Here is a 23,271-nt window from a genome sequence, read left to right on the forward strand (position 1 = left end):
GTATATCGATATCATGCTGGACATGACCTCATCTCGCACCCTGGCCCGGCTCGCCGCCGTCGCCCTGCTGGCCGCCGCCGGAATCGCACAGGCGTCACCCGCGCAGGCGGCGCCGGCCGTCGACGTGACCTGCGAATCGCTCGGCCACTACGCGGTGCTCTGCGAGCGCACCATCACCGGCGGCACCGCCCCGTTCAAGACCCGCTGGTACTACAACGGCGCCTACTTCGCCTCCCAGGACGACAAGGCGTTCACGAGCTGGGGATGCTCTACGACCAGCGGCAACCAGTACAAGGCGGTGGTCGTCGACGCGCTCGGCGCGTCCGCCACCGACACCAGCGGCGCCGCCTGCCGCAGCGGCAATCCGTGACCGCGGCCGCGGCGTAGCGCCGCCCAGGGTGCGGCCACGGCCGTCGGCACGGGTTGGAGATCGCTGCCTGCGGGCAGAAAGCGGCGCCGACGCGCGGGTTCCGACCGAGAACGCCGATCATCCGGCCCGGCCGGAACCCGCCTCACCAGGTCAACCCGCCTTCAGGCCGGGAGGGCTCGTCGCCGGCGGCGTCAGAAGAGCAGCTGCCACTGCGCGTTCAGCGGGACGCAGCTGCCCTGGATCAGTGCGGTGCCGGGGTCCTTGCTCGGCCGGGTCAGGCACTTGCCGCTGGCCACGTTGGTGAACCGGAAGGTGTTGCCCGATCCGCCGCCGTTCCACTGCTGGGCGGTTCCGCCGTTGCAGGTCAGCTGCTGCACCGGCGATCCGGTCACGGTGCCGACCCCGGCCAGGCACTTGCCGGTGCCGAAGCTGCTGATCCGGTACTTGCCGGTCGCGATCTCGGTGACGTTCCACAGCTGGGTGCCCAGGTCGACGCAGATCTCTTGGGTGGCGGCGGCACCCTCGGTGGCGTCAGGCACCGCGACGCAGGTGCCGGACAGGTGGCTCTCGATGAAGACGGCGGACCAGGAGTCGGCGTGCGCGGGAGCGGCCGGCAGCGCCGTCGCGGACAGGGCGACCAGGGCCGCCAGCAGGACTTGCGGGACGCGGCGAATCATGTGGACCTCCAGCTCAGGATCGAATAGGTCAGGATCATAGATCGAGAACACTCAATTCGACAGAGGTGGATGCCGTTCGCGTCGGCGAGCTGACAGCACCGACCCGCGCAGCCCCCGCGAGCGGGCGCTTCATGCGGGCGATCGTCGCCGCTCGCCGCAACCCGGCGGACGGCTCACGCACCGGGGCTGATCAGGCCGCTCTCGTACGCGAAGATCACCGCCTGGACCCGGTCGCGCAGTTGCAGCTTGGCCAGGATCCGGGCCACGTGCGTCTTCACCGTCGCCTCACCGAGTTGCAGCTGCGCGGCCAGTTCCGCGTTGGACAGGCCCCGGGCCAGCAGCACCAGCACTTCGCGTTCGCGGGCGGTCAGGCTCGGCAGCGCGCCGTAGTCCTCCCGCGCCTCGGACCGGGTGACGGCGAACCGGTCCACCAGCCGCCGGGTGATCGACGGCGCGAGCAGCGCGTCGCCGTCGCGGACCAGCCGCACCGCGTGCACCAGATGGTCGGGTGTCACGTCCTTGAGCAGGAAGCCGCTGGCCCCGGCACGCAGGGCCGCGTAGACGTACTCGTCGAGGTCGAACGTGGTCAGGATGATCACCCGGGTCGGTTCGCCCGCGGTGGTGCTCGCCCCGGACGCCAGCAGGCGGCGGGTCGCCTCCAGCCCGTCCATGCCCGGCATGCGGATGTCCATCAGCACCACGTCCGGCCGCAGCCGCCGCACCGCGGCAAGGGCGGCCTCGCCGTCGCCCGCCTCCCCCACCACGTCGATGCCCGCCGCGGCGAGGATCATCGTGAAACCGCTGCGGACCAGGGCCTGGTCGTCGGCGACCAGCACCCGCAACTGCCCGCTCATGACGCCGCCGCCGGAATGCGCGCGGTCAGCCGGAAGCCGCCACCGGGTACGGCCGCAGCCTGCAACGTGCCGTCGTGCAGCCGCAGCCGCTCCCGCAGGCCCAGCAGCCCGCGCCCGGCACCCGGCCCGCCCGGTTCACCGGTCGGCGTCTGGTTGCTGACCTCCACCAGCAGCTCGTCGCCGTCCCGGCGGATGTCCACCGCCGTGGGCGCGCCGGGGGCGTGGCGCAGCGCGTTGGTCAGCCCCTCCTGCACGACCCGGTACGCCGTCAGGTCGACTCCCTCCGGGACGTCGGTGCCGTCACGGTGCAGGGTCACCGGCTGGCCCGCGGCACGTACCGCGTCGACCAGGACGTGCAGCTCGCGCAGGCCGGGCTGCGGGTGCAACCGGTCGTCGACGGGCGCCATCAGCCCCAGCAGGTGACGCAGCTCGGCCATCGCGGCCCGGCCGCTGTCCTCGATCGCGCTGAGCGCACCGGCGGCCAGGTCCGGCCGCCGGTCGATGACCTTGCCCGCCGCACCCGCCTGCACCACCATGACGCTGACATGGTGGCTGACCACGTCGTGCAGCTCGCGGGCGATCCGGGCCCGTTCCTCGGCCACCGCCGCCCGCGCGGTGGCCGCCTGCTCCTGCTCCAGCGCGACGGCGCGGCGGGCCGCGGCGTCGGCGCGTTCCCGGGCGCTGCGCAGGGCGGCGGCGAACAGCCCGGCGGGCAGCAGCACCGCGAACGGGCTGGCCCAGCCTGGCATCTGCGGGATCGACTGGGCGAACAGCGTCGCGGAGACCACCGCCCCGACCGTCAGCAGCGCGGCTGCCCGCAGCACGCTGCGGCCGTACGCCACCGCGGAGTACGCGCAGATCAGCACCGCCAGAAACCCGGGCCACAGCAGGCCGTCCTGGATGACGAACACCGCGCCGGCCGCGACCGCGAAGCCCGCCAGCGGCCAGCGGCGGCGCACCGCCACCGCCGCCCCGGCGATGACGTTGACCAGCAGCATGCCGTCGTCGGTCCCGCCGTCCTCCTCGTGCCGGACGAACTCGGGGGGCACCACCGCCGCCCGTCCGACCTCAGCGGTCTCCGGCGCCTCAGGAGACTCAGGTGCCTCGGGCGACTCAGGTGCCTCAGGCGTCTCGGGGGTCTGAGGCAGTTGAGGCAGTTGTGGCGCCTCGGGCCGTTTCTCCTGCTCCCCTGCCGCCGCCCGGCTGATACCGGGGAAGTCCAGGTGCACCGGGGCGGGCGCGTCACCGGGACCGGCACCGACGACGGCCGCCCAGGCGATCCCGGCCACGACGAGCACCGCCGCCAGGGCAAGGTCGGCCCGCGGCACTCCCAGGCGGTCGGACAGGCGGCGCAGCGTCGTCGGCACGCCTGACATTGTGCCCAGGTCAGCCGGTGGGGGCGTCCACCGTGATGACTACCCGCCTCATCATCGTGACGGATGCCACCGGCCCGCGATCAGCCCCGCGCCGGACGCGCCGACCCGACGCCGCTTCCTACCGTCGCCAGGTCCGGCAAACCGACCTTGGCAAAGGGGCGACACCCATGACCGAACTGATCCGCCTGCGCGACGTCGCGAAAGCGTACGAGGCAGCCGGGCCACCGGCCCTGACGGGCGTGGACCTGACGGTGCGGGCCGGGGAGGCCGTCGCCGTGATGGGCCCGTCGGGCAGCGGCAAGTCCACCCTGCTCAACGTCATCGCGGGTCTGGACCGGCCCACGGGCGGCAGCGTCGAGGTCGCGGGCGTGCGCGTCGACAAGCTGTCGGAGACCGCGCTGGCCCGCTTCCGCAGCGCCAACATCGGCATCATCTTCCAGTTCTTCCACCTGCTGGACGAGATGACCGTACGCGACAACGTGCTGCTGCCCGCCCGCCTGGCCGGCCTGCGCACCGCCGCGGCCCGACGCCGCGCGGACGAGCTGCTGGACCGGCTCGGCATCGCGGGCAAGTGCGACGACTACCCGGCCCGCCTGTCCGGCGGCCAGCGCCAGCGCGTGGCCATCGCCCGCGCGCTCATGAACCGCCCGCAACTCCTGCTGGCCGACGAACCCACCGGCGCCGTCGACCAGGAGGCGGCCGCGGGCGTGCGCGACCTGCTGCACGAGCTGTCCGCCGACGGCCTGACCCTGCTGCTGGTCACCCACGACCCGCAGCTGGCGGGTGCGGCAGGCCGACGCCTCATCACCATGCGTGACGGCCGCGCCACCGAGGCGGTGCCCGCGTGAGCGCCGGCGCCGTCCTGGCCGCCGCCCGCGCCGCAGTCGCGCGCCGCCGCCTCCAGACCATGATCGTCGGTATCGTCGTGCTGCTGTCGGCCGCCACCGCCGTCCTCGGCATCGGCCTGCTGGTCGCCTCGCACGGCCCGTTCGACACCGCCTTCGCCGACGCGTCCGGCTCCCACGTCACCGCCACCGTCTCCGCCGACGTGCCCGCCGACCAGCTCGCCGCGACCGCGGCGGCCCCCGGGGTCGCCGCCGCAGCGGGCCCGTTCGACCAGACCACGGCCGCCGTCTCCGGCGTGCTCGGGCCGCCCGGCCTCAAATACGCGATCGTGGGACGCGACCAGCGGGCCGGGTCCGTCGACCGGCTCACCCTCAGCAGCGGCGCCTGGCTGACCGGCCCCGGTCAGATCGTGCTCACCGACCGCGTCGCCGGACCGCGTGCCGCGATCGGCGACTCGGTGACGGTGAACCAGGTGCCGCTGCGCATCGTCGGCATCGCCGCGTCCGTCACCGGCACCGCCGACGCCTGGGTGTGGCCCACCCAGACCGACGTCCTGACCGGCCCCGACACCACCCGGCAGATGCTCTACCGCTTCACCGGCCCCGGCGACGACGCCGCACTGCGCACCGCCCTGGCCACCGCGACCGCCGCCCTGCCCGCGGGCGCCGTCACCGGCGCCACCACGTACGTGACCGTCCGGCAGGCCCTCAACCGGTCCATCTCCGCGATCGCGCCGTTCGTGATCGCGTTCGCGATCCTCGGCATCGTGCTGTCCGCCCTGATCACCGTCAACGTGATCAACGGCGCCGTCGTGTCGGGCTTCCGCACCATCGGCATCCTCAAGACCCTCGGCTTCACCCCCGGCCAGGTCCTCGCCGTCTACCTCATCCAGGTCCTCGCCCCCGCGGTGGTCGGCGCGGTCCTCGGCGCCGCGCTCGGCGCGGGCCTGGCGATCCCGCTGCTCGCGCAGACCGACGACGCGTACCACCTGCCCGGCGGCGGTGCGGGCGTCCCGCTCTGGGTCCTCGGCGTCGTCCTGGTCGCCATGCCGGTGCTGGTCGCGCTCGCCGCCGCCGGACCGGCGCTGCGGGCCGGGCGGCTGGCCGCCAACCAGGCGATCAGCGTGGGCCGCGCACCCCGCACCGGCCGGGGCTTCCGCGCCCGGCGGGCGCTGACCGCCTCCCGGCTGCCCCGCCCGGTCGCGCTCGGCCTCGGCATGCCGCTGGCCCGGCCCTCCCGAGCGGTGGCCACCCTGGTCGCACTGCTGCTCGGCGCGGTGACGCTGGTGTTCTCCGCCGGCCTGTCCGCGTCGATGACCGAGGTGAACACCGCCTTCACCCGCATCGACGCCGTCCCCGTGACGGTGCACGCCATGGTGCCCGGCGGCTTCGGCCCCGAGATGCGCAGGCCTGGCACCGAGGCGATCGCACCGCCCGAGCCGGCCGCCGTCGCGGCCGCGGTCGCCGCGACGTCCGGGACCGCGCACTCGTCGCTGCTGCGCGAGGGCGACATCCGGGTCGCGGGCATCGGACAGGAGGTCACCCTGCTCGGGTACACCGGCGACGCGAGCTGGACCGGATACCGCCTCGCCGCCGGGCGCTGGTACACCGGCACCGGCGAGGTCATGGTCTCGTCGTACTTCCTGCGCCAGACCGGGCACGCGGTCGGCGACCGGCTCACCCTGGCCGGCGGGCACCAGGTCACCATCACCGGCGAGTTCATCAACGGCAGCGACCGGTACACGATGATCGGCGACACGTCGCTGGTCACCGAACCGCGCGCGGCCCACGTCGAGGTCGGGCTCGCCCCCGGCACCGACTCCGCACAGTACACCCAGGCGCTCCAGGCGAAGTTCCCCGAGGACACCTCCGGGGTGTACGTCGAGGACAACCTCGCCGGCGAGGGCGGTGAGACCATCACCGTGATCAAGGCGCTGATCGCGACGCTGACCCTGCTGCTCGGCGTCGTCGCCGCCCTCGGGGTGCTCAACACCGTCGTGCTCACGACCCGCGAGCGCATCCACGAGATCGGGGTGCTCAAGTCGCTGGGCATGACGCCCCGCCAGACCCGGACCATGGTGATCACCTCCATGGTCGGGCTGGGACTGGTCGCCGGAGTCGTCGCCGTGCCCCTGGGCATCGCCCTGCACCACGCCGTACTGCCGATCATGGGCGAGGCGGCGTCGACGGCGCTGCCGCAGTCCGCGATGGACGTCTACCAGCCCGGCCAGCTGCTGCTGCTCGGCGGCGCCGGAATCCTGCTCGCGGTGATCGGCGCGCTGCTGCCCGCCGGTTGGGCGGCGCGCACCCGCGTGGCCACGGCGCTGCGGGCCGAGTGATCGGGAGACGGGGCGGACGCCACGCGTCCGCCCCGTCCCGTCGATGGTGATGTCTAGGTCGCCGGCACGGCCGCGGGGCGGGGGCGGCGGGCCAGCGGCAGCAGGGCCAGGAGGAAGAGCGCCCCGGCGACCGGGATCAGGTCGAGCGTGAAGGGCACCATGACCACCCCGGCCACGATGAGCACCGGGCTCCACCAGGGAAGTCGCCGAGTCGCCGCGAGCGTCACCGCGAGGACGATCAGGCCGAGGAAGAACAGCTGCGGCACGACGCTGTAGACCAGCGGCTCGACGCCCGGCAGGGCGCTGAACTCGTGTTGCAGGTGCTTGAGGTCGGCACGGTCGGCGGCCATGGCCGCCTCGACCATGTCCACCGCGAACTGCACCATCGAGGCGGCCAGGCCGAGCAGCGTGATCCCGCCGACGAGCGCGCGGCCGGCCCGGTTGCGGATCATCCGGGCCATCGCCAGCACGACCGGGATGAACGCGATCATGCCGAGCAGCCCGGCCAGGTGGGCGAGCTGCCAGTCCGCGCCGGGACCGTAGACGCCGTCGCTCTGCCCGGCGAGCCGGATGAGGCCGTACAGGATCAGCAGGGCGGGGCCGGCGATGAACGCGAATCTCATGTAGATCATCCTGGCGGGCGCCGGACCCCAGAATCCTCCGGCGCGCTCCCCCATTAACCCCCAGACCAGGTCCCTGAGCCGGCTCAGGGGCGGGTCAGCCGACCAGGCCGAGCATCATGGAGATCTGGGCGGTCCGGGACTGGTCGACGCGGGTGGCCAGCGCGAGCGCCGCGGCGTTGGTGCCCGACGAGAGCTCCATCCGGGCATACTCCACGGCCTGGTGCTGGCGGCCGATCAGGAGGTTGAGCAGCACCTTGTCGAACTCGGCGGCGCCGGCCTCGCGCAGCGCCCGCAGCTCGGCGGCGGGATCGGCGGGCAGGCCGCCGTGTCCGGCGTGGATCCCGGCGTCGGTGCCGGGTGTCAGCGGCTTCTTCCAGGTGGCGAGCCAGTTCTCGATCGACTTGCGTTCGTCGGCCTGGGTGACGGCGATCGCGGCGGTCAGGGTCTTGACCTTCTCCCCGACGGCGCGGGTACGGGCGACGTCGAGCAGCGCGGCGGCGGGGGCGTACTGGGCGAGCATCATCTGGGCGAACATGACGTCGGTGTCGTTGAACCCGCCGTTCTCCGAGACGGTGGGCGGCGGTGAGCCGGCGGGCGCGGCCGCCGGGCTGCCGCCGGGGGCGCACCCGGTCAGGGCCAGCAGGGCGGCGAGGATCAGGGCGTGGCGTCTCATGCGGGTCTCCTTGACGAGGTGCCGGGTCCGCGCCGGAGCGGGGCGGACCCGGCGGGGTTCAGACGAGCTGCCAGAGGGCGGGGACGTTGGGCGGTTCCCAGCCGGCGATGGCGGTGTGGGCCTGGCGGCAGCGGTAGGTGAGGCCGCCGTAGGTGACGGTCGCGCCGACGGCGTACGCGGTGCCGGCCGCCCAGGTCCCGCCGGTGGAGGGGCTGGTCGACGGGGACGGCGAGGCCGACTTCGAGGGGGACGGCGACGGCGACGGGCTGGCGCTCGGCGACGGCGACGGGGACGGGGAGGGGCTCGCGCTCGGCGAGGGCGAGGGTCCGCTGCCTACCTGGACGTCCACGCAGGAGTAGAACGCGTTGACGGTGTCGTAGACGTTCCAGCGGGCCAGGACGGTGAAGCGGCCGGTGCGCCCGCCGAGGCTGACGTTGTGCACGACGGTGGCACCGGGCTGGGCGCCGCCGTCGTCGAAGACCGCGATGCGGGTGCTGCCGACGAAGTACTCCCAGGTGCTGGTCCGGTGGCGGGCCGTGAGCACCCAGGTGAAGGTGACGTTGTCGGTCACCGCCGTGGCGGGCCAGTTCTTGCTGTTGTCGTTGAGCTCGGAGAAGCGGCTGCCGCCGCCGTTGCACTGCATGGAGCCCTTGGGCGCTTCGACGCTCTGCGGTTCCCAGACGATGTCGCCGCAGCCGGTGACCTTGCCCTGGGCGCACATGGCCTGCCGGCTCGCCGGGGACGACACGTACCCGTGCGCGTGGGCGGGGGTCGCCACCAGCAGGGAAGCGACGATCGCCAATGTCGACAGGGCGGGTGTGATGATGCGTTTGCGCATCTACTTCTCCTGATCGGATGGGGGATCGGGTGGTACGGCGCATGTCGGGGGGCGACACGCGCTGACCGGACGATAAGGAGCAGAAGCACAACAGTAAATGTTGTTAACCAAATAATAAGGTTGGCTTCTGATTCAACGGCACGCCGCGGCCACCAAAGCCTGCGTTCGGCACAGGGCGATCGGCATTGCCATCCGGCTCCTACCACGCCGCCGGGGCGCCCAGGCCGCAGCCGGGTCGCCGGCACGCGTCAGCGCGGCCCGGCAGCCGACCGGGCGGTGTCCTGCGCGTGGTACTCGGCCAGCAGCCGGCGCTCGTCAGCCCGGTGCGGGAAGAACGCCGCCACCAGTGCCGCACCGATCAGGACCGCGACGATCCCGGCGAGATAGGCCCACTGGTCACCCTGCAGGAACGCCGCCTTCGCCCCGGCGACGATCTGCTCGCTGTACTGCGGATACTGCTGGGCGGTGGTCGCGGCGCTGGAGAACGACTTGGTCAGCTGGGCCTGGACGCTGGCGTTGACCTGGTCACTGGGTGCGGCCGCGCCGATGGCGGCCGACGCCGCGGCGGCGTACCCGGCGGTCAGCAGCGCCCCGAAGATCGACTGCATGACGGCGCCGCCGAGGTCGCGTTGCAGGTCGGCGGTGCCCGACGCCATGCCCGCACGGGTCACCGGCACCGCGCCGGTCAGCGAGTGGGACGCTGGCGTGCCCGCGAACCCGACCCCGGCGCCGATGAAGGCGTAGCCGAGGCCGACCTTCCAGTACGCGACGCCCTCCCGCCACAGCAGCAGCATCGTCAGGAAGCCCAGGAGCACGAAGGCGTACCCGACCAGCAGGGTGAAGCGGGCGCCGCGGGTCTCGACGAGCTTGGCCGAGCGGGGCGCGAACAGCACCATGAACACGGTCGCGGGCAGGATCGCCAGTCCCGCGTCGACCGTGGAGTAGCCCAGCACGTTCTGCAGGAACTGCTGCCCGATGAACATCGCGCCCATCAGCGAACCGAACACGATGATGCCCGCGCACGCGGCGACCCAGAAGATGCGCCGCGACGCCACCCCGAGGTGGTACAGCGGATTGGCGGCGCGCCGCTCGCGGGCCAGGAACGCCGCCCCGGCGCCGATCGCGATGACCGCGAACACCGCGACCAGGGTGGCGGCACCGGGCACCGGCGCGAAGTTGATCGCCAGGACCAGGCCGCCGACCAGCAGGACCGAGAACACGCCACCGAGGTTGTCGACCGGTTCGGTGGTCTCGTTGACGTGGGCGGGGACCAGCCGCACGGCCATGACGAGGGCGACGGCGACCAGGGGCAGGGTGAGCAGGAAGACCGAGCCCCACCAGAAGTGCTCCAGCAGCACGCCGGAGGCGAGCGGGCCGAGCGCGGCGATCGCGCCGCCGAGCGCCGACCACAGCGCGATGGCCCTGGTGCGGGCAGCACCGGACCACAGCGCGGTGATCAGCGCCAGCGTCGTCGGGTAGGCCATGCCCGCCGAGAAGCCGCCGAGCAGGCGGGCGGCGATCAGGACACCGTCGGTCGGAGCGTACGCGGCCAGCAGGCACGCCGGGACCGACAGCAGGACCCCGGCGATCAGCATCAGCTTGCGGCCGTAGCGGTCGCCCACCGCGCCGAGATAGATCACCGAGCAGGCCAGCCCCAGCGAGTACGCGACCGCGACGAGGTTCAGCGCCGTCTGCGACGAGTCGAACGCGCGGCCGATGTCGGGCAGGGCGACGTTGGCCACCGCGAGGTTGAGGTTGGCCACGGCCGCCACCAGGATCAGCGCGGCCAGCACGCGGCCCTGGTGCGCGGGCGCGGTCGAGGCAGGTTCAGACGCACTGCTCACGCCGCCTCCCAGTGACGGTCAGCCGCAGAAGCCGGCCGGGCAGTGGGGCACGGCCGCTACCTCACGCCGGGTTCGTTGCTGTTCCACAGTATCGGGTCGAATATGGCCGATAACCCCGAATGCCAAGACGCCCCGCGGCCGCAGCCGCCCACCCCGCCGTCAAACCGGAGATGCTTGCCAGCCGGGCCGCCACGGCACGACGTCAATCGATGGCATTACCGCCCGGGGCACACCCGGCCACCGCGCTACCGCGGAAATCGGATCGAGGATCAAACGGCGGCCGGACGCCGCCACCATCGACAACCTTGATGCTTTCGGTATGGGAGTCGCCCGCAAGATCCTCGCGCTCGGCCTGGCCGCGGCCGCAGCCGCCCTGGTCGTCCACGCCCTGGCCGCGCCGGCGGCCCCGGCCCACGCCGCGACCGAGCCCGACCTCAGCCCGGCCGAGTGGAACCGGCTGCGGTACGCCGAGGAGCTGCTCATCCGCGACTGCATGCGGGACCACGGATTCGACTACTTCCCGACCTCGGCCCGGCCGGACGTGCGCGACCTCACCTACGTGCTCGACGACCCGGCCTGGGCGGCCGCCCACGGCTACGGCAGCGACCTCACCCGGCAGATCGAGCAGAGCCAGCACAGCGGCGCCAACGTCGTCTACGCGGACCGGCTGGACACCGACCGGCGCCGGCGCTACGACCTCGCGTACGGCGGCAGCGGCACCAGCCAGCTGGTGACGACCCTGCCGACCGGCCAGACCGTCACCTCCAACACCGACTCGTGCCTGGCCACGGCACGCACCGGACTCTACGGCGACCTGGCGACCTGGATCGGCGTGTCGACCGTGGCCCGCAACCTCACCCCCCTGGTCGGCCCCATGGTCACCGCCGACCCGAGCTATCTGGCCGCCCAGCAGCGCTGGTCGCGATGCGTCACCCAGCGGGGCTACCCCGCCGCCACCCCCGACGAGCTGCGCGACGGTGCCGCACCCGACGACCGGGCCGATGAGATCGCCCGCGCCACCGCCGAGGCCGGCTGCGCCGCGGCGACCGGGTTCGGCGCCGTCGCCAGAGACCTGCACGAGCGCTACAGCGTGCAGGCCAGCCGCGAGCGCGGCGACCCGCTGCGCTACTTCCGGCAGCTGAGCCGTGCCGCGCTGCCCGCGGCCGACCGGGTCATCGCCCGGCCCTAGACGCTCCCGGAGCCTCCGCGGAGCAGCAAGTCCCTTCGAGAAAGGAACCATCATGCGCATCCTGCCCGCAGCGTTCGCCACGCTGGCCCTCGCCTGCGCGCTCGCGGTCCCCGCGACCGCCGCGCAGGCGGCCGACGCCGGCCCGTCCAGCCTCGCCGCCACCCTGGTCACCGGCGCCGACGCGGCCGCCCTGGCCGGACCGTCCTGCCCGTCCGGGAACTTCTGCGTGTGGCGCTACACCAACCCGGGCTCGGACGTGAACCGCTACAACTGGTCGGGCTCCGACGGCGACTACCGCAACAACTACTGGGGTGACGGGGCCACGGTCGACAACACCCCGTCGGCGGTCAAGAACTCCAGCAACCAGGGCAACTACGTGGAGGTCTACGCCGGGTACAACTACGGCAACACCAGCGCGCACCCGTACCCGATCTGCGGTGCCCCCGGCGACGCCACCTGGGACCTGCGCGACCTCGGCTTCGACAACGCCGCGTCCTCGCACCGCTTCGTGTCCTACAACTGCTTCGGCTGACCTGCCATCGGTGGCCGCCCCACGGGGGCGGCCACCGCCGCGTGTCAGCCGCCGCGCACCACCTCCGCCGCACCCGTGGACGACAGCACCAGCACCCGGGCGCCCAGCGGCCCGGCCAGCCGCACCGTGTACGGCGCGCTGCGCAGCACCAGGTCCGACCCGCACTCGCCGCCCGCCGCCGGGGTGGCGGGCGGCAGCGTCTCCACGACCCGCAGCCCCACCGTGACCGCCGTGCCCGACTCGACGGCCTCGGCCTGGTAGCGCAGCACCGGCTGCCCGGGACACGCCGCCTGCGGCTGCGGCAGCTGAACCGTCAGCGTCACGCCGTCGGCCGCGATCGACCCGTTGCCGATCCCGCTGTAGCCGGGCTCGTCGGGGCGCCAGAACGCCGCCGGGCCCGGTGCGGGCACCGCCAGCGGACCCATCATCTCCGGGCCGGTGAACAGCCACGCCGGCAGCGTCAGCGGGCCCCTGTCCGTGTGGAACTGCGCGGTGCCCAGCTCCACCTTCGTGATCCGCATCGGTGCCGGGCTGGCGTCGGGCGCCGAGTCGGGCCTGCCGACGGCCGCGATCCGGTCGTACGCGGCGCGGGCGCCGATCGCGGGCAGTTCGAACACACCGTCGTGCAGCCGCACCCGGACGGTCGCCGGGCCCGGCGGCAGCGCGGCCTCCAGCGACAGCGAACCCTTCAGGAACGCGAGTTTGGCATCGCCGGTCGTGAACCCGTCCACCTTGACGGCCTCGCCGATCAGCACGATCGGCCTCGGCTTGCGATCCACGGGGAAGTCGGCCCAGGCCGCCAGCAGCCCCGGGTCCGGCCCGGCCGGTGCCTGCGGCGCGCCGATCGCCCGCAACGGCGCGTCCGCGCCGTCCGGTCGCGTGCACGACGCCAGCGCGAGCAGCACCGCCAGCAGCGCCGCAGTGCGAATGGAAAGCGACATCAGGAACCCCCGCTCATCGAATTCTCGTCGACCACATCGACGCCGGACGGGGCGGCGCGGTTGCCGCCGGGTACGGGTCGGGGCGGGCGGCCTGATCGGCCGCCCGCCCCGGGTCTCGCGCGTCGTGAACCCCGGCAGGGGTTCGGCGGCCGCCTACGAGAAGATGCTCACTCCGCCCGGTCCGACCAGCAGACCGACCACGATCAGCACGATGCCCCACAGCACCTGACGGCGGACCAGGGCGAAGATCCCGGAGACGACCAGGACGACGGCGAGAAGCCACAGTAGGAATTCCATGACGTTGACCTTCCCTTCTCGATCGGAGTCAAACCTCGGTCTTTGTCAGGCGTCGGCGAGCATCTGCTGGCGCAGCGTGCCGATGCAGCGGGTGAGCAGCCGGGACACGTGCATCTGCGACACCCCGATCTGCTCGGCGATCTGGGCCTGGTTGTAGCCGCACCCGAACCGCAGCGACAGGATCCGCCGCTCCCGGGTCGGCAGCTCCTTCAGGTACTGCCGCAGCGCGTGCAGGTCCGCCACCGCCTCGATGTCCTGATCGGCCTCACCGATCAGCTCACCGATCTCCAGATCGCCGTCCTCGCCGCTGACCGCGACGTTGAGCGAACCGGTCCGGTACGCCTGCGCGCAGTGCACCGCCGACCGGACCTCCTCCACGGTCGTGCCCAGATGCTCGGCCAGGTCCGCCGACGTCGGCCACCGGCCCAGCTCCTGGCTCAGCTGCGGCGACACCCGGTTGACGTCCAGGTACAGCTCCTGCATCCGGCGCGACACCCGCATGCTCCAGCCGCGGTCGCGGAAGTGGCGCTTGAGCTCACCCACCACCGTCGGGACCGCGAAATGCACGAACGCCGAACCACGGGAGGGGTCGAACCGGTCGATGGCCTGGATCAGGCCGACAGTGGCCACCTGGACCAGGTCCTCGGTGTCCACACCACGGTGCCGGAAACGCCGGGCCAGGCGCTCGGCCAGCGGCAGCCAGGCGCAGATCGCCTGCTGGCGCAGATCTTCACGAGCCGGGTCGTCCGGACCCGCCTCGGCGAGACGGACCAGGACCGCCTCGGCCATGGGGCCGTCGAGGTCGTCGGAGGAGACAGACGCGCTGACGGGGGACTCGACGGCGACCTTACGGTCGACGGTGCTGATGGTGCTGATGGTCATTGCAGTTTCCTCACCGCAGTGAACCGCGTCGGAACCGGTGCGCCCTGCGCACTCGGCCGCGGTCCTCTGTTCGGCGTCGACACCCGCTTCTTGAGCGTCGTGAAAACGGCTGTGGGGCCGTGCCCGACACGCGTGCCGGGCAGACAAGACCATACCGCCTGTCGCCCGAACGCACTACCCGGGCATCGGGCGACCGGTAGAAGCGCTGGTCAGGACCCTGACCGGGCCGGGTCCGCCGTCACGCTCCCTCCCGCTCCTCCAGGCCGACCGCGGCCTTCAGCTCCCGCACGTCGTGGTGCAGTCCGGGCTGGCCGGCGGCCTGGGCGGTGTGGCTCATCAGGTCGGCCAGGCCATCGGCGATGGCGTTGAGCTTGTGCTGGACGGCCCGGTCGGCGCGGGTCTGCGTGTTCTGCAGCAGGGCCACCATCAGGAACGTGACGATCGTGGTCGCCGTGTTGATGATCAGCTGCCAGGTGTCGACGTCGCCGACGACGAAGTACGAGGGCAGCCACAGCAGCACCAGCAGCAGGCAGAGCGCGAAGAACCACGCCTTGGAGAAGAACCCCGCGGCATGGGTGGCGAACCTGTCGAACATACCCAGCCCCGGGCTGACGTCACCGGGCATGTCATGGGGCCGGCTGTGGTCGGGCCCGTGCTCTCGCGTGTGGTCGGTCGGCCGCTGCGTCGGAGTGTCTCCCATGACTGCGCAATAGGCCCGCCGGGCGCCCCCCAAACGTCCGAGGGCGGCGCGCGGTTGCCGCGCCCGTCGGCGGGTATCACCGTGCCACCACTTCGTACCAACAGGGAGGCATGCCATGGCAGGCAAGCAATCTGACGTCACGGCCGCCGCCGAGCAGGTCGTGGACACCGCCGTCCAGGCGGGCCGGGCGGTGGCCGACAGGGCGGCGGCCGTCAGGGACGACGCCGTGGCCGCGGCGGCCGCCGCGACGCACAGGGCAGGCGAGGCGGCGGCCGTCGCCAAGGACAGGGCCGGGGAGGTCGTGCACGCCGTGGCGGAGCGGATGCCGCACGGCGCCGGCGAGTGGGAGGCCGTGGGGCGCGACATCGTCGACAGCGTCCGGCGCAATCCCCGGCCGTGGTTGGTCGGCGCGGGCATCTTCGCGTTCGCGTGGCTGCTGGGCCGCGGCTCGGCCCGTACCAAGTAGGCGCCGTGTCCGGCAACGAGATCGCGGCACTGATCGCCGCGGGAGCGTTCGCGCTGCTGGTCGTCGTACTGGCCGTGCCGATCCTGCGGCTGCGCCGCACCGCGGACGCCGCCACGGCGCTGCTGGAGCAGCTCACCGCCCAGACCGGCCCCCTGCTGAGCAGCGTGACGGCGACCGTCGACAACGTCAGCACCACCCTCGGCCAGGTGCAGGTCACCGTCGACGGCGTCAACGCGCAACTGGCGAAGGTCGACACGATGACCTCGCAGCTGGCCACGGCGACCAGCGGCATCTCCCACCTGGTCGGCAGCATCGCCGGCCACGCCCAGGGTCCGCTGGCCAAGGCGGCGGGGGTGGCCTTCGGGCTGCGCCGGGCCCTCAGGCAGCGGCGTTCCTGACCCCTCGCGGCAGGTGTCCACGACGGACCCCGGGCAGTCGCGGCGCCAGCCGTGAACGGCCCGGGGTCCGCGTCATAAATGTCGACGTTTAGCCGCCGTCCACGCGGGAAGCCACCTCGCAACGACGGCTTCAAAGGAGTGACGATGAGCGTGCTGGTGGAGGAGATCTCCATGGCTGACCTGGGCCGACTGCTCCAGGAGCGCTACGAGCAGGCGGCGGAGAACGTGCGCCTGGAGGCGCAGGTGAGATCGGAGCTGACCGCCGGGCAGTTCGGCCCCGGCGACGTCGCCGACGCCGGTTCGCTGGCCTCCGAGAGCGCGCAGCAGGAACTCGTCTCGGCGGCGCTACAGGAGCAGCTCGACCGGCTGGACGCCGCGCTGCGACGCTGGGAGGACGGCACCCTGGGCACCTGCGAGTCGTGCGACAGCCAGATCCCCGCCGGACGGCTCGAGATCATGCCCTGGGCCACCCACTGCGTCCCCTGCCAGCGCACGCAGAGCGGCAGGCACTGAACCACCGGAGTCGGCGGGTTCTGCCGCGCCGACCGCACACGGCACGACGGCCGTCGGGAGCTCGGTGCCCCGGCGGCCGTTGCGTGCGCGGGCGGGATGCCGGCCTCGAAACCGAGTCGCGTGGCGGAACCGGCTCAGGCCATACTCCGCGGGTGGTGGTCATTCAGCGGATCCGAGTGGTGTGGGGGCCGCAGGAGCGGGGCGCGGCCCACGCCGACCTGCGCCGCGCCGTGCCCGGGGTCCTGCGCCTGCCCGAGTCGCTGCCGGACGACGCGGTGGTCGTCCACGACGTGGTCGCACGCTCGGGCACCGGATACCGGCTGGACGAGCACGTCCTGTCCGGTGCCCGCGCGGCCGATGCGGTGTCCCTCGAACTCGGCACCGCCGACGGCGGCGTCGCGGTGCGCACGGGCCGCCTCACGGCGGTGTACCCGTGGCAGCAGTACCAGCGGCGCCTGTTCACGGTGGCGGCCGGTGAGACGGCGCTCTACCGGGCCAACTTCCGCTTCCGCGGGTGCATGTGCGCGGCGAACTCGTGGTACGAGGACTGGACGGTGCGGGTCGCCAACGCACCGGCGCACTCGGACCTGTTCATCGAGCGCAGCCCGCGCCACCTCGCCGATCACCGCGTCCACCTCTACGGCGGCCGGGGCCACGCGCGCAGTGCGGCGAAACGCTCGGCGGCCTGATCCCCGAGCGGCCGGGTCCCCATCCCACCCGACGGCGGCGGCCCGCCGACCTGTGCCGAAGCGCAGGGGGCGGGCCGTGGACGCAACCCGGGTGACGATCTTGGAGATCGTCTCCGCGGTCAGGGGACGGGTGGCAGCGGCGGGATGGGGAGCTCGGGGATCGGGGGCAGGCTCGGGTCGATCGGAAGCCCGCCGCTGGTCAGGATGGCGATGAGGCTGGCGAGCAGATCGTGGATGCTGCTCAGCAGTTGGGTGATGGCGTCCATGGGAGCACCCGCTTCCGTGCGTGGCCGGAGAGGAACGGCCGGTTGAGACCATTGGACGACCGATATCCGACAAAAGGCAATAGTTGCCCCACTTCTGGCGGACACCCACATGCCGTACTGTTCGGACATCACTGCCGAGCCCGTGCAACCCGGGCAGGGCAGCGACTCAGCCCGGCTCAGTCCCCGGCGCGGTCCAGCAGCGTACGCACCTCGGCGGCCAGGGCGGTCGACGCCTCGATCTCGACCTTGCGGATCGAGACGCTCTCCACGTTGAAGCCGAACGGCATCCCCAGCCGACGGCAGAACGCGGCCAGCTCCCGCGCCGCCCCCAGGCAGTACTCGTAGGACTCGGCCAGCGGATCGGGGGCGTGCAGCAGCGCGTTCTCCAGCCAGCGCGGGATCCCGACGCCCAGCCACTTCAGGAACGACAGCGTCTTCAGCGAGCCGCACACCGACAGCGTGAACACGATCGGGCGCGGCGCCACCCCCTGCTCCCGGCAGGTGTGGAAGTAGTCCGAGACCAGGCTCTTGGTGGCGTCGACGTCGTACACGACCTGCGAGATGAAGAAGGTGCACCCCTGCGCCTGCTTGGCGGCCAGGCGCAGGTGCTCGTCGCGGCTGCGCACATACCGCTCGGTGATGGCGACCCCGCCCAGCAGCAGCTCGGGCCGGGTCTCGTGCCGCAACCGCTGAGCGCGCGGCAGGCTGGTGTGCACCGTCTTCTGGCTCGACGAGGCGCCCACGAAGACCGACATGACCTGCTCGGCGTCCGTTCCGCCGAGCCACGACCGCAGATCGGCCTCGGGATACTTGCCCACGCACCGGTAGACCACCACCGGCTTGCGCCAGTCCGTCAGGTAACCGGCCTGGAATTCGGCCGGGTCCATCGTCGGCAGGTAGGGAAACGGGCGCTCGTCAGGGTTGCGGTCCTGCTCGTCGTCGATGTCGTACAGCACGAGCCCGTCGACGTCCAGCAGCGCCAGTCTGGCCGTGGTCACGGCGGCGATCTGGCGGATCTCGTCCGGGGTCGCGCTGCGGCGCGGCGGGGTGATGCCGAACAGCAGGATGCCGCTGTGCGCCTCGGTGAGCAGGGTCCGCAGCGGCGGCCGGACGGCGTCTTCGGCTGCGGCTGTCGTGGTCTGCTCGGGCACGGTCCGACCTTAACGCGCGGCCCGTCCCGCGCCGCGGCGGTCGAGGGCCGTCTCACATAGTTGGCGCCGGACCTGGTCGCGGTCCCGCGCTGGCGGCGTACGCGGCCCGGGCGTTCTTCACGACGGTGCGGTGTTCACCTGGGGCGGCGCCGTCGATGTTCAGCGGCGGCGCCAGCGCGGCGATCAGGCTGAACTCGTACTCGCGCGGGTTGTCGCAGGTCCACCAGGTCAGGCGCAGGTTGTCGCCCATCCAGGTGGTCAGCCGCTGCTCGTCGGCGGGGACGAGCACGACGCGGTCGGTCCAGACGGTCCGGTATCCGTGCACCGGCAGCAGCAGGCCGGCCAGCGTCCGCCGCAGCGTGGAACTGCCCGACCGCGCCAGGTGGTTGCCCACGATCCGGGTGCGCAGGCTGGTGGCGATGCCGAGGTAGAGCAGGCGGTGGCCGGGGTCGGCGGTATTGGCGGATCCGGACAGCTCCGGCAGGACGCTCGGCGGTGCCCACCAGGCGTACAGGCCGCCGGAACGCGGCAGTCCGGCGGCGGCCGCCGCCAGAGCCACCGGCGCGACGTTGAGTCCGCCGACCACCTGCCGCAGTTCGGCCGACTCCGGTCCACGCGGCGTCCGCTCGGCAGCTGTCACAGCTGCATTATGGCGAACGACCCCATTGCTCGACTGCTACAGATTGACACCGCGGACCATAGTGGAGGCTCTCCGCGCCCGGGAAGCTGCCCAGAGAGGGATATCGATGGCCCAGGAGTCCACCCGCGGCGCGTCCGCCGAGGACCCGGCCGACGGCACGGTCGCCGAGGTCGGCGATCCGGTCGGCGCCACGGCGGCACCGGCTCAGCAGCCGCCGCGAGCTCCGCGACCCGCACCGGTCCGGCGGCGGCGTTCGCGATCAGGGCCGTGGGACGCGGTCGCCGGGATCTCCGCCGCCGCCGGGGTTGTCGTCGCCCTGGTGCTCGGCCTGCCCAGCCTGCTGCGCCGCGACGATCAACCGCCGCGCCAGCCCGCGGCCGCGGCTACGACCGGGGCCGCCTCGCCGTCGGTCCGGCCGCCGACCATCGCGGTGCTCTCCCCCGCGTCCGGCGCCGGCGTCGCCGTGACGTGTGTGCGGGACGCCTGTGCCGTCGAGGTCCGGGGGCGCTACGACGGATCCGGCCGGTCGCTGCACCCGTACGTGCTCATCGCCCACGAGTGCTGCCTCGGCAGCACCCTCGTGTACTACGTCCAGTGGGACTCCACCAAGGAGGTCTCCGCCGGAGACTGGGTGTCGCGAGCGTATGTCGCCAAGCCGCGCACCGGCACCACGTTCCAGGTGAAAGCGGTCCTGACCACGGACGCCGTCCGGCCGTCCGCATCCGGCGGCGAGCTGATGACCTGGTCGGACTCCATGGCAGCCGAGTTCGGAGCGGTGGCGGAGTCCGACGTGGTGACCGTGACGGTGGCTGCCGTCGTGGAGGCGACGGCGTTCTGCGACTGCCCGTGACGGTCGGCGGACGATCTGCTCCCGGGCCCGGCATGCCGAGCGGCCCGCCCCGGGCGAAGTCCAGGGGCGGGCCGCCGAGCAGCATCAGAGGGTGTCTTCGACCTTGATGTAACCGCGCTGGATCACGAACCGCTGGTTGGTGTGGTTCATGCACTGCCAGAGGCGGGCGTTGTCACCGTTGTTGCGGGTGTTGCCGATGTCCAGGCACATCTCGGCACTGCTGCCGATGGTGTCCTTCAGGACGAGGTAGCCGTTGCGCACCACCCACTGCTGGTTGGTGTTGCCGGCCGTGCAGCGCCAGATGAAGACGTTGGCGCCGTTGTTGCGGGCCGCCGCGTCCATGCACATCTCGGCGCCGGTGCCGACGGTGTCGGCGACCTTGATCCGCCCGCCCTCGATCTCGAAGCGCTGGTTGGTGTGGTTGAGGCACTGCCAGATGCGGACGTTGTCGCCGTTGTTGCGGGAGTTGCCCACGTCCAGGCACATGCCGGCACGGGCGGCCGGGGGCGCGGGGGTGGCGACGGTCAGCGTGCCGTCGCTGATCGTGTGGGTGTTGCGGGTGTTGATGTCGTTGTAGGTCAGGGTGGCGGTCCCCCGCGGGCTCAGCGTGGTGCCGGACGGCGCGTTGGGGCTGACCGTGACCATCGGCGCGAAGCGGAAGAACGTCCCGCTCGGCCAGTTGCTGTACCCGCCGCTGATGCTGAACGCCTCGCAGGTCAGCGTGGTGGCGTTGTTGCTGAGGGCGCAGTTGCGCAGGCTCAGGTTGTTGGAGATCCAGTCGGTGCCGTTGGCGCTGTACTGCCCCGGCATCGTGGACTGCGGCGCGAAGGTGGTGTTGCCCGGCGCCGTGAACTGGACCGACGTGCCCGACGCGGGGAACAGGCCCTCGCCGCCGGTGTTCTGGTAGGTGAACCGGACCGGGCCGGTGTCGCCGGGCGCGATGACCGCGGTGGTCGGCACGTCCTGACCGACGAACGGCACCGCGGCCGCCGGGCTGGCCCAGAGGGCCGTGAGGGCGAGCGCGGTGCCGACGCCGACGGCGGTCCGGCCGAGATGCAGACGCAAAGAGCGCATAACGAGCTTTCTTGTCGGAGGTTTCGTGATGACAGGTGCGCGCACACCGGCTCCGAGAGCCAGTCATCAAGATCCCAGGCCGCTGACCTGCGATTATGTAGATCACGACCGTGTCCAGGCGGTTCACCCGATCGAGTGAGTGCCGCGTCGGGACCGTCGGGGTCCGCGCCTATGATGCGGCGGTGCCGAGCAAGAGCTTCTATGAGCTGACCTTCGGGGTGAGCCCGGGCGGCGCCCGCAAGTGCACCCACTACCTGCGCGGCAGCCTCGACGAGATCAGGTCCGACCTCGGCGCCGAGCTCGCCGAGGAGCTGAACCTCTACCTGCTGTGCTGGTACGGCGCCGAGCTGTCGATACAGGTGTATCAGGACGGTGAGCTGGAGCGGTCGGTCGACTTGCACCCGTTCGTCACCATCGAGGTCGACGGCTACCCGGCCATCACCTTCACCGGCCCGCACCAGCCGGTCGGCTACGACTTCGAGGCCGACGACGACGCCGAGGACGAGGAGGAGACCCTCTCCCATCGCATGTTCTGCGGCGAGCTCGGCGACGCGGTCAGCGTCACGGTCGCCTGGGACCGCATCGACGTGCCGCCGCTGACCGGTGTGCCGCTGACCGCCGACGACGTGTTCGACGCGGCCGACCAGCGGGGTTACCCGTACGGCTACTCCGACTGCGAGATCTGAGCACGGACCGGTCTGCGGGGCCGGCGGGCTCAGGCGGCGATGACCGCGACGGTGGTGCGGCCGCCGTCGACGTCGAGCACGGTGCCGTGCACGAACGCGGCCTCGTCTGAGGCCAGGTAGACGGCGGCGTACGCGATGGATTCGGGGCGGCCGCTGGCGGCGGCCGGGGTGCCGCGCATCATCGCCTCGGCGAGGTCGTCGGCCGACTCGGGTCGGACCACGCCGGGTGAGATGGCGTTGACGCGTACGCCCCTGGGACCGTATTCGGCGGCCCAGGCGCGGGTCAGCGTCTCCATGGCGCCCTTGGTGGAGCTGTAGAGGGCGCTGACGGGGATGCCGAGCCGGGCGATCCAGGAGCCGAGGTTGACGACGGCGCCGCCGCCGCGTTCGGCCATGCGCGGGGCGATCGCGGCGGTGAGGAAGAACGGCGCTTTGACGTTGACGGCGTACATCTGGTCGAACATGTCGTCGGTGACGGTCTCGGTGGTGGACGCGGGATAGATCCCGGCGTTGTTGACGAGCACGTCGATGTGCCCGCCCAGGGCGCGGGCAGCGTCGTCTGCCAGCGCCCGCGAGGCGGCCTGGGAGCCGTCGAGGTCGGCGGTGACGAAGACGGCCGTGCCGCCCGCCGCGCGGATCTGCGCGACGACGGCGTCGCCGCGCTGCCTGTCGCGGCCCGAGACGGCGACGCGTGCGCCCTCGGCGGCGAACTCCAGCGCGATGGAGCGGCCGATGTTGCTGGTGGATCCGGTTATCAGGGCCGTCTTTCCGGCCAGGCGAGTGCCCATGGTCGACCTTCCTGTGGAGCTGGTCCGCGTCGGCCCAGGAATGGACCGCTCAGTCCAGACGCTAGCACAAGAATGGACCAGTCAGTCCAGTTGCGCTAACCTGGGCAGGTGACCACCGCCACCACCGTCAAGCTGACCGCCAAGGGCGCCGCCACCCGCACCCGGATCGTCGCGGCGGCCGCCGACCTCGTGCTGACCCGCGGCGTCGGCGGCACCAGCCTCGACGACGTCCGCGCGGGCACGCTGACCAGCAAGAGCCAGCTGTTCCACTACTTCCCCGGCGGCAAGCGCGAGCTCGTCCTCGCCATCGCCGCGCTGCAGGCCGACCGGGTCCTGGCCGCACAGCAGCCATACCTGGAGACGCTCGACACCTGGGCGGCGTGGGACGGCTGGCGCGACGCGCTGCTCGCGCACTACGCGGCGCAGTCGCACCGGGGCTGCCCGATCGGCACCCTGGTCAGCGAGCTGACCGGCACCGACGCGACCGCCGCCGCCGAGGTGGCCGCACACATGGACCGCTGGCGGGCACACCTGGCCGCAGGCCTGCACCGCATGCACGAGCGCGGACTGCTGCGCCCCGACGCCGACCCGGACCGGCTCGCCCTGGGCGTGTTCGCCTGCGTGCAGGGCGGGCTGCTGCTCAACCAGGCCGCGCAGTCGATCGAGCCGCTGGCCGCCGCCCTCGACGCGGCGCTGGCCGCCCTGCACGCCGCCGCCGGCCGCGATCCAGGCGACCGCCCGCGCCGCTGATCAGTATGCTCGTGGAGTTA

The 23,271-nt window shown here is 72.6% G+C and carries 28 protein-coding genes; 12 read left to right on the forward strand and 16 right to left on the reverse strand.

Features of this window, described 5'->3' with window-relative positions; genetic code table 11:
- Window positions 1-22 precede the first annotated feature (22 nt).
- Window positions 23-370, forward strand: coding sequence for a hypothetical protein (locus Cs7R123_RS04210; RefSeq protein WP_212823546.1), 348 nt, complete (start codon window positions 23-25; stop codon window positions 368-370).
- Window positions 371-561: 191 nt separating this feature from the next.
- Here the strand turns inward: Cs7R123_RS04210 and Cs7R123_RS04215 are convergent, their stop codons facing one another.
- The 3 genes from Cs7R123_RS04215 to Cs7R123_RS39980 form a co-directional block, all read right to left on the reverse strand.
- Window positions 562-1,047 (reverse strand): RICIN domain-containing protein, encoded by a 486-nt coding sequence (locus Cs7R123_RS04215; RefSeq protein WP_212823548.1) that lies wholly within the window; start codon window positions 1,045-1,047, stop codon window positions 562-564.
- A gap of 173 nt (window positions 1,048-1,220) precedes the next feature.
- Complete coding sequence (locus Cs7R123_RS04220) at window positions 1,221-1,901, reverse strand: response regulator transcription factor (protein WP_212823550.1); 681 nt, start codon at window positions 1,899-1,901, stop codon at window positions 1,221-1,223.
- Entirely contained in the window at window positions 1,898-3,268 is a 1,371-nt protein-coding gene (locus Cs7R123_RS39980) for a sensor histidine kinase (RefSeq protein ID WP_244871603.1), read from the reverse strand. Before Cs7R123_RS39980 ends, Cs7R123_RS04220 begins: the two co-directional genes overlap by 4 nt.
- 176 nt (window positions 3,269-3,444) lie before the next feature.
- On the opposite strand from Cs7R123_RS39980, the gene Cs7R123_RS04230 reads away from it, so the two are divergent.
- Entirely contained in the window at window positions 3,445-4,125 is a 681-nt protein-coding gene (locus tag Cs7R123_RS04230; RefSeq protein WP_212823552.1) for an ABC transporter ATP-binding protein, read from the forward strand.
- On the forward strand, window positions 4,122-6,461 hold the full coding sequence (locus tag Cs7R123_RS04235; RefSeq protein WP_212823553.1) for an ABC transporter permease: 2,340 nt from the start codon (window positions 4,122-4,124) through the stop codon (window positions 6,459-6,461). The genes Cs7R123_RS04230 and Cs7R123_RS04235 overlap by 4 nt, the downstream gene beginning before the upstream one ends.
- A gap of 53 nt (window positions 6,462-6,514) precedes the next feature.
- Here Cs7R123_RS04235 and Cs7R123_RS04240 read toward each other — a convergent pair whose 3' ends face one another.
- The 4 genes from Cs7R123_RS04240 to Cs7R123_RS04255 form a co-directional block, all read right to left on the reverse strand.
- Window positions 6,515-7,084: a hypothetical protein gene (locus Cs7R123_RS04240; RefSeq protein WP_212823554.1), complete on the reverse strand. Its 570-nt coding sequence runs from the start codon at window positions 7,082-7,084 to the stop codon at window positions 6,515-6,517.
- Between the two features lie 94 nt (window positions 7,085-7,178).
- Window positions 7,179-7,757 (reverse strand): DUF305 domain-containing protein, encoded by a 579-nt coding sequence (locus Cs7R123_RS04245; protein ID WP_212823555.1) that lies wholly within the window; start codon window positions 7,755-7,757, stop codon window positions 7,179-7,181.
- 58 nt (window positions 7,758-7,815) lie between these two features.
- Window positions 7,816-8,595: a lytic polysaccharide monooxygenase gene (locus tag Cs7R123_RS04250; protein ID WP_212823556.1), complete on the reverse strand. Its 780-nt coding sequence runs from the start codon at window positions 8,593-8,595 to the stop codon at window positions 7,816-7,818.
- A 248-nt stretch (window positions 8,596-8,843) separates the two neighbouring features.
- Window positions 8,844-10,439: an MFS transporter gene (locus Cs7R123_RS04255; protein WP_244871604.1), complete on the reverse strand. Its 1,596-nt coding sequence runs from the start codon at window positions 10,437-10,439 to the stop codon at window positions 8,844-8,846.
- A 319-nt stretch (window positions 10,440-10,758) separates the two neighbouring features.
- Between Cs7R123_RS04255 and Cs7R123_RS04260 the strand changes: the two genes are divergently transcribed.
- Window positions 10,759-11,628: a hypothetical protein gene (locus tag Cs7R123_RS04260; protein WP_212823557.1), complete on the forward strand. Its 870-nt coding sequence runs from the start codon at window positions 10,759-10,761 to the stop codon at window positions 11,626-11,628.
- 52 nt (window positions 11,629-11,680) lie between these two features.
- Window positions 11,681-12,160 (forward strand): peptidase inhibitor family I36 protein, encoded by a 480-nt coding sequence (locus Cs7R123_RS04265; protein WP_212823558.1) that lies wholly within the window; start codon window positions 11,681-11,683, stop codon window positions 12,158-12,160.
- Between the two features lie 44 nt (window positions 12,161-12,204).
- On the opposite strand, the gene Cs7R123_RS04270 is transcribed toward Cs7R123_RS04265, so the two are convergent.
- The 4 genes from Cs7R123_RS04270 to Cs7R123_RS04285 all read right to left on the reverse strand — a co-directional run bounded on the left by Cs7R123_RS04270 (window position 12,205) and on the right by Cs7R123_RS04285 (window position 14,980).
- Window positions 12,205-13,101 (reverse strand): hypothetical protein, encoded by an 897-nt coding sequence (locus Cs7R123_RS04270; protein WP_212823560.1) that lies wholly within the window; start codon window positions 13,099-13,101, stop codon window positions 12,205-12,207.
- 153 nt (window positions 13,102-13,254) lie between these two features.
- Window positions 13,255-13,398 (reverse strand): GPGG-motif small membrane protein, encoded by a 144-nt coding sequence (locus tag Cs7R123_RS04275; RefSeq protein WP_212823562.1) that lies wholly within the window; start codon window positions 13,396-13,398, stop codon window positions 13,255-13,257.
- Window positions 13,399-13,443: 45 nt separating this feature from the next.
- A complete protein-coding gene (locus tag Cs7R123_RS04280) occupies window positions 13,444-14,280 on the reverse strand; it encodes a SigB/SigF/SigG family RNA polymerase sigma factor (RefSeq protein WP_244871605.1) in 837 nt (278 codons plus the stop codon).
- A 238-nt stretch (window positions 14,281-14,518) separates the two neighbouring features.
- Entirely contained in the window at window positions 14,519-14,980 is a 462-nt protein-coding gene (locus Cs7R123_RS04285) for a low affinity iron permease family protein (protein ID WP_244871606.1), read from the reverse strand.
- Window positions 14,981-15,095: 115 nt separating this feature from the next.
- On the opposite strand from Cs7R123_RS04285, the gene Cs7R123_RS04290 reads away from it, so the two are divergent.
- The 4 genes from Cs7R123_RS04290 (at window position 15,096) to Cs7R123_RS04305 (ending at window position 17,046) form a co-directional block, all read left to right on the forward strand.
- Window positions 15,096-15,446, forward strand: coding sequence for a hypothetical protein (locus Cs7R123_RS04290; RefSeq protein WP_212823564.1), 351 nt, complete (start codon window positions 15,096-15,098; stop codon window positions 15,444-15,446).
- 5 nt (window positions 15,447-15,451) lie between these two features.
- Window positions 15,452-15,844 carry a DUF948 domain-containing protein gene (locus tag Cs7R123_RS04295; protein ID WP_212823566.1) on the forward strand — a complete coding sequence of 131 codons (393 nt, stop codon included), beginning with the start codon at window positions 15,452-15,454 and terminating at the stop codon, window positions 15,842-15,844.
- A gap of 144 nt (window positions 15,845-15,988) precedes the next feature.
- Complete coding sequence (locus tag Cs7R123_RS04300; RefSeq protein ID WP_212823568.1) at window positions 15,989-16,357, forward strand: TraR/DksA C4-type zinc finger protein; 369 nt, start codon at window positions 15,989-15,991, stop codon at window positions 16,355-16,357.
- A 152-nt stretch (window positions 16,358-16,509) separates the two neighbouring features.
- Window positions 16,510-17,046, forward strand: coding sequence for a hypothetical protein (locus Cs7R123_RS04305; protein ID WP_212823570.1), 537 nt, complete (start codon window positions 16,510-16,512; stop codon window positions 17,044-17,046).
- A gap of 119 nt (window positions 17,047-17,165) precedes the next feature.
- Here Cs7R123_RS04305 and Cs7R123_RS04310 read toward each other — a convergent pair whose 3' ends face one another.
- From Cs7R123_RS04310 to Cs7R123_RS04320, 3 genes are all read right to left on the reverse strand, one after another.
- Window positions 17,166-17,312, reverse strand: a complete 147-nt coding sequence (locus Cs7R123_RS04310) for a hypothetical protein (protein ID WP_212823572.1) — start codon at window positions 17,310-17,312, stop codon at window positions 17,166-17,168.
- A gap of 176 nt (window positions 17,313-17,488) precedes the next feature.
- A complete protein-coding gene (locus Cs7R123_RS04315; RefSeq protein ID WP_244871607.1) occupies window positions 17,489-18,463 on the reverse strand; it encodes a methylenetetrahydrofolate reductase in 975 nt (324 codons plus the stop codon).
- Window positions 18,464-18,515: 52 nt separating this feature from the next.
- Entirely contained in the window at window positions 18,516-19,103 is a 588-nt protein-coding gene (locus Cs7R123_RS04320; protein WP_212823573.1) for a GIY-YIG nuclease family protein, read from the reverse strand.
- 106 nt (window positions 19,104-19,209) lie between these two features.
- Here Cs7R123_RS04320 and Cs7R123_RS04325 point away from each other — a divergent pair, with 106 nt between their 5' ends.
- Window positions 19,210-19,953, forward strand: a complete 744-nt coding sequence (locus tag Cs7R123_RS04325; protein WP_212823575.1) for a hypothetical protein — start codon at window positions 19,210-19,212, stop codon at window positions 19,951-19,953.
- Window positions 19,954-20,037: 84 nt separating this feature from the next.
- Here Cs7R123_RS04325 and Cs7R123_RS04330 read toward each other — a convergent pair whose 3' ends face one another.
- On the reverse strand, window positions 20,038-21,027 hold the full coding sequence (locus tag Cs7R123_RS04330) for an RICIN domain-containing protein (RefSeq protein ID WP_212823577.1): 990 nt from the start codon (window positions 21,025-21,027) through the stop codon (window positions 20,038-20,040).
- Between the two features lie 182 nt (window positions 21,028-21,209).
- Between Cs7R123_RS04330 and Cs7R123_RS04335 the strand changes: the two genes are divergently transcribed.
- Window positions 21,210-21,713: a hypothetical protein gene (locus tag Cs7R123_RS04335; protein WP_212823579.1), complete on the forward strand. Its 504-nt coding sequence runs from the start codon at window positions 21,210-21,212 to the stop codon at window positions 21,711-21,713.
- 29 nt (window positions 21,714-21,742) lie between these two features.
- On the opposite strand, the gene Cs7R123_RS04340 is transcribed toward Cs7R123_RS04335, so the two are convergent.
- Window positions 21,743-22,501, reverse strand: coding sequence for an SDR family NAD(P)-dependent oxidoreductase (locus Cs7R123_RS04340; RefSeq protein ID WP_212823581.1), 759 nt, complete (start codon window positions 22,499-22,501; stop codon window positions 21,743-21,745).
- 108 nt (window positions 22,502-22,609) lie between these two features.
- Here Cs7R123_RS04340 and Cs7R123_RS04345 point away from each other — a divergent pair, with 108 nt between their 5' ends.
- Window positions 22,610-23,251, forward strand: a complete 642-nt coding sequence (locus tag Cs7R123_RS04345; protein WP_212823582.1) for a TetR/AcrR family transcriptional regulator — start codon at window positions 22,610-22,612, stop codon at window positions 23,249-23,251.
- The last annotated feature ends 20 nt before the right edge of the window (window positions 23,252-23,271 follow it).

Source organism: Catellatospora sp. TT07R-123 (assembly GCF_018327705.1).
Lineage (GTDB): Bacteria > Actinomycetota > Actinomycetes > Mycobacteriales > Micromonosporaceae > Catellatospora.

Excerpts from the sequence above, each read along its gene's own strand:
- Cs7R123_RS04210 (WP_212823546.1), top strand. The coding sequence starts at position 23 with ATGACCTCATCTCGCACCCTGGCCCGGCTCGCCGCCGTCGCCCTGCTG.
- Cs7R123_RS04215 (WP_212823548.1), bottom strand. The coding sequence starts at position 1,047 with ATGATTCGCCGCGTCCCGCAAGTCCTGCTGGCGGCCCTGGTCGCCCTG.
- Cs7R123_RS04220 (WP_212823550.1), bottom strand. The coding sequence starts at position 1,901 with ATGAGCGGGCAGTTGCGGGTGCTGGTCGCCGACGACCAGGCCCTGGTC.
- Cs7R123_RS04230 (WP_212823552.1), top strand. The coding sequence starts at position 3,445 with ATGACCGAACTGATCCGCCTGCGCGACGTCGCGAAAGCGTACGAGGCA.
- Cs7R123_RS04240 (WP_212823554.1), bottom strand. The coding sequence starts at position 7,084 with ATGAGATTCGCGTTCATCGCCGGCCCCGCCCTGCTGATCCTGTACGGC.
- Cs7R123_RS04245 (WP_212823555.1), bottom strand. The coding sequence starts at position 7,757 with ATGAGACGCCACGCCCTGATCCTCGCCGCCCTGCTGGCCCTGACCGGG.
- Cs7R123_RS04250 (WP_212823556.1), bottom strand. The coding sequence starts at position 8,595 with ATGCGCAAACGCATCATCACACCCGCCCTGTCGACATTGGCGATCGTC.
- Cs7R123_RS04260 (WP_212823557.1), top strand. The coding sequence starts at position 10,759 with ATGGGAGTCGCCCGCAAGATCCTCGCGCTCGGCCTGGCCGCGGCCGCA.
- Cs7R123_RS04265 (WP_212823558.1), top strand. The coding sequence starts at position 11,681 with ATGCGCATCCTGCCCGCAGCGTTCGCCACGCTGGCCCTCGCCTGCGCG.
- Cs7R123_RS04270 (WP_212823560.1), bottom strand. The coding sequence starts at position 13,101 with ATGTCGCTTTCCATTCGCACTGCGGCGCTGCTGGCGGTGCTGCTCGCG.
- Cs7R123_RS04275 (WP_212823562.1), bottom strand. The coding sequence starts at position 13,398 with ATGGAATTCCTACTGTGGCTTCTCGCCGTCGTCCTGGTCGTCTCCGGG.
- Cs7R123_RS04280 (WP_244871605.1), bottom strand. The coding sequence starts at position 14,280 with ATGACCATCAGCACCATCAGCACCGTCGACCGTAAGGTCGCCGTCGAG.
- Cs7R123_RS04285 (WP_244871606.1), bottom strand. The coding sequence starts at position 14,980 with ATGGGAGACACTCCGACGCAGCGGCCGACCGACCACACGCGAGAGCAC.
- Cs7R123_RS04290 (WP_212823564.1), top strand. The coding sequence starts at position 15,096 with ATGGCAGGCAAGCAATCTGACGTCACGGCCGCCGCCGAGCAGGTCGTG.
- Cs7R123_RS04300 (WP_212823568.1), top strand. The coding sequence starts at position 15,989 with ATGAGCGTGCTGGTGGAGGAGATCTCCATGGCTGACCTGGGCCGACTG.
- Cs7R123_RS04310 (WP_212823572.1), bottom strand. The coding sequence starts at position 17,312 with ATGGACGCCATCACCCAACTGCTGAGCAGCATCCACGATCTGCTCGCC.
- Cs7R123_RS04325 (WP_212823575.1), top strand. The coding sequence starts at position 19,210 with ATGGCCCAGGAGTCCACCCGCGGCGCGTCCGCCGAGGACCCGGCCGAC.
- Cs7R123_RS04330 (WP_212823577.1), bottom strand. The coding sequence starts at position 21,027 with ATGCGCTCTTTGCGTCTGCATCTCGGCCGGACCGCCGTCGGCGTCGGC.
- Cs7R123_RS04340 (WP_212823581.1), bottom strand. The coding sequence starts at position 22,501 with ATGGGCACTCGCCTGGCCGGAAAGACGGCCCTGATAACCGGATCCACC.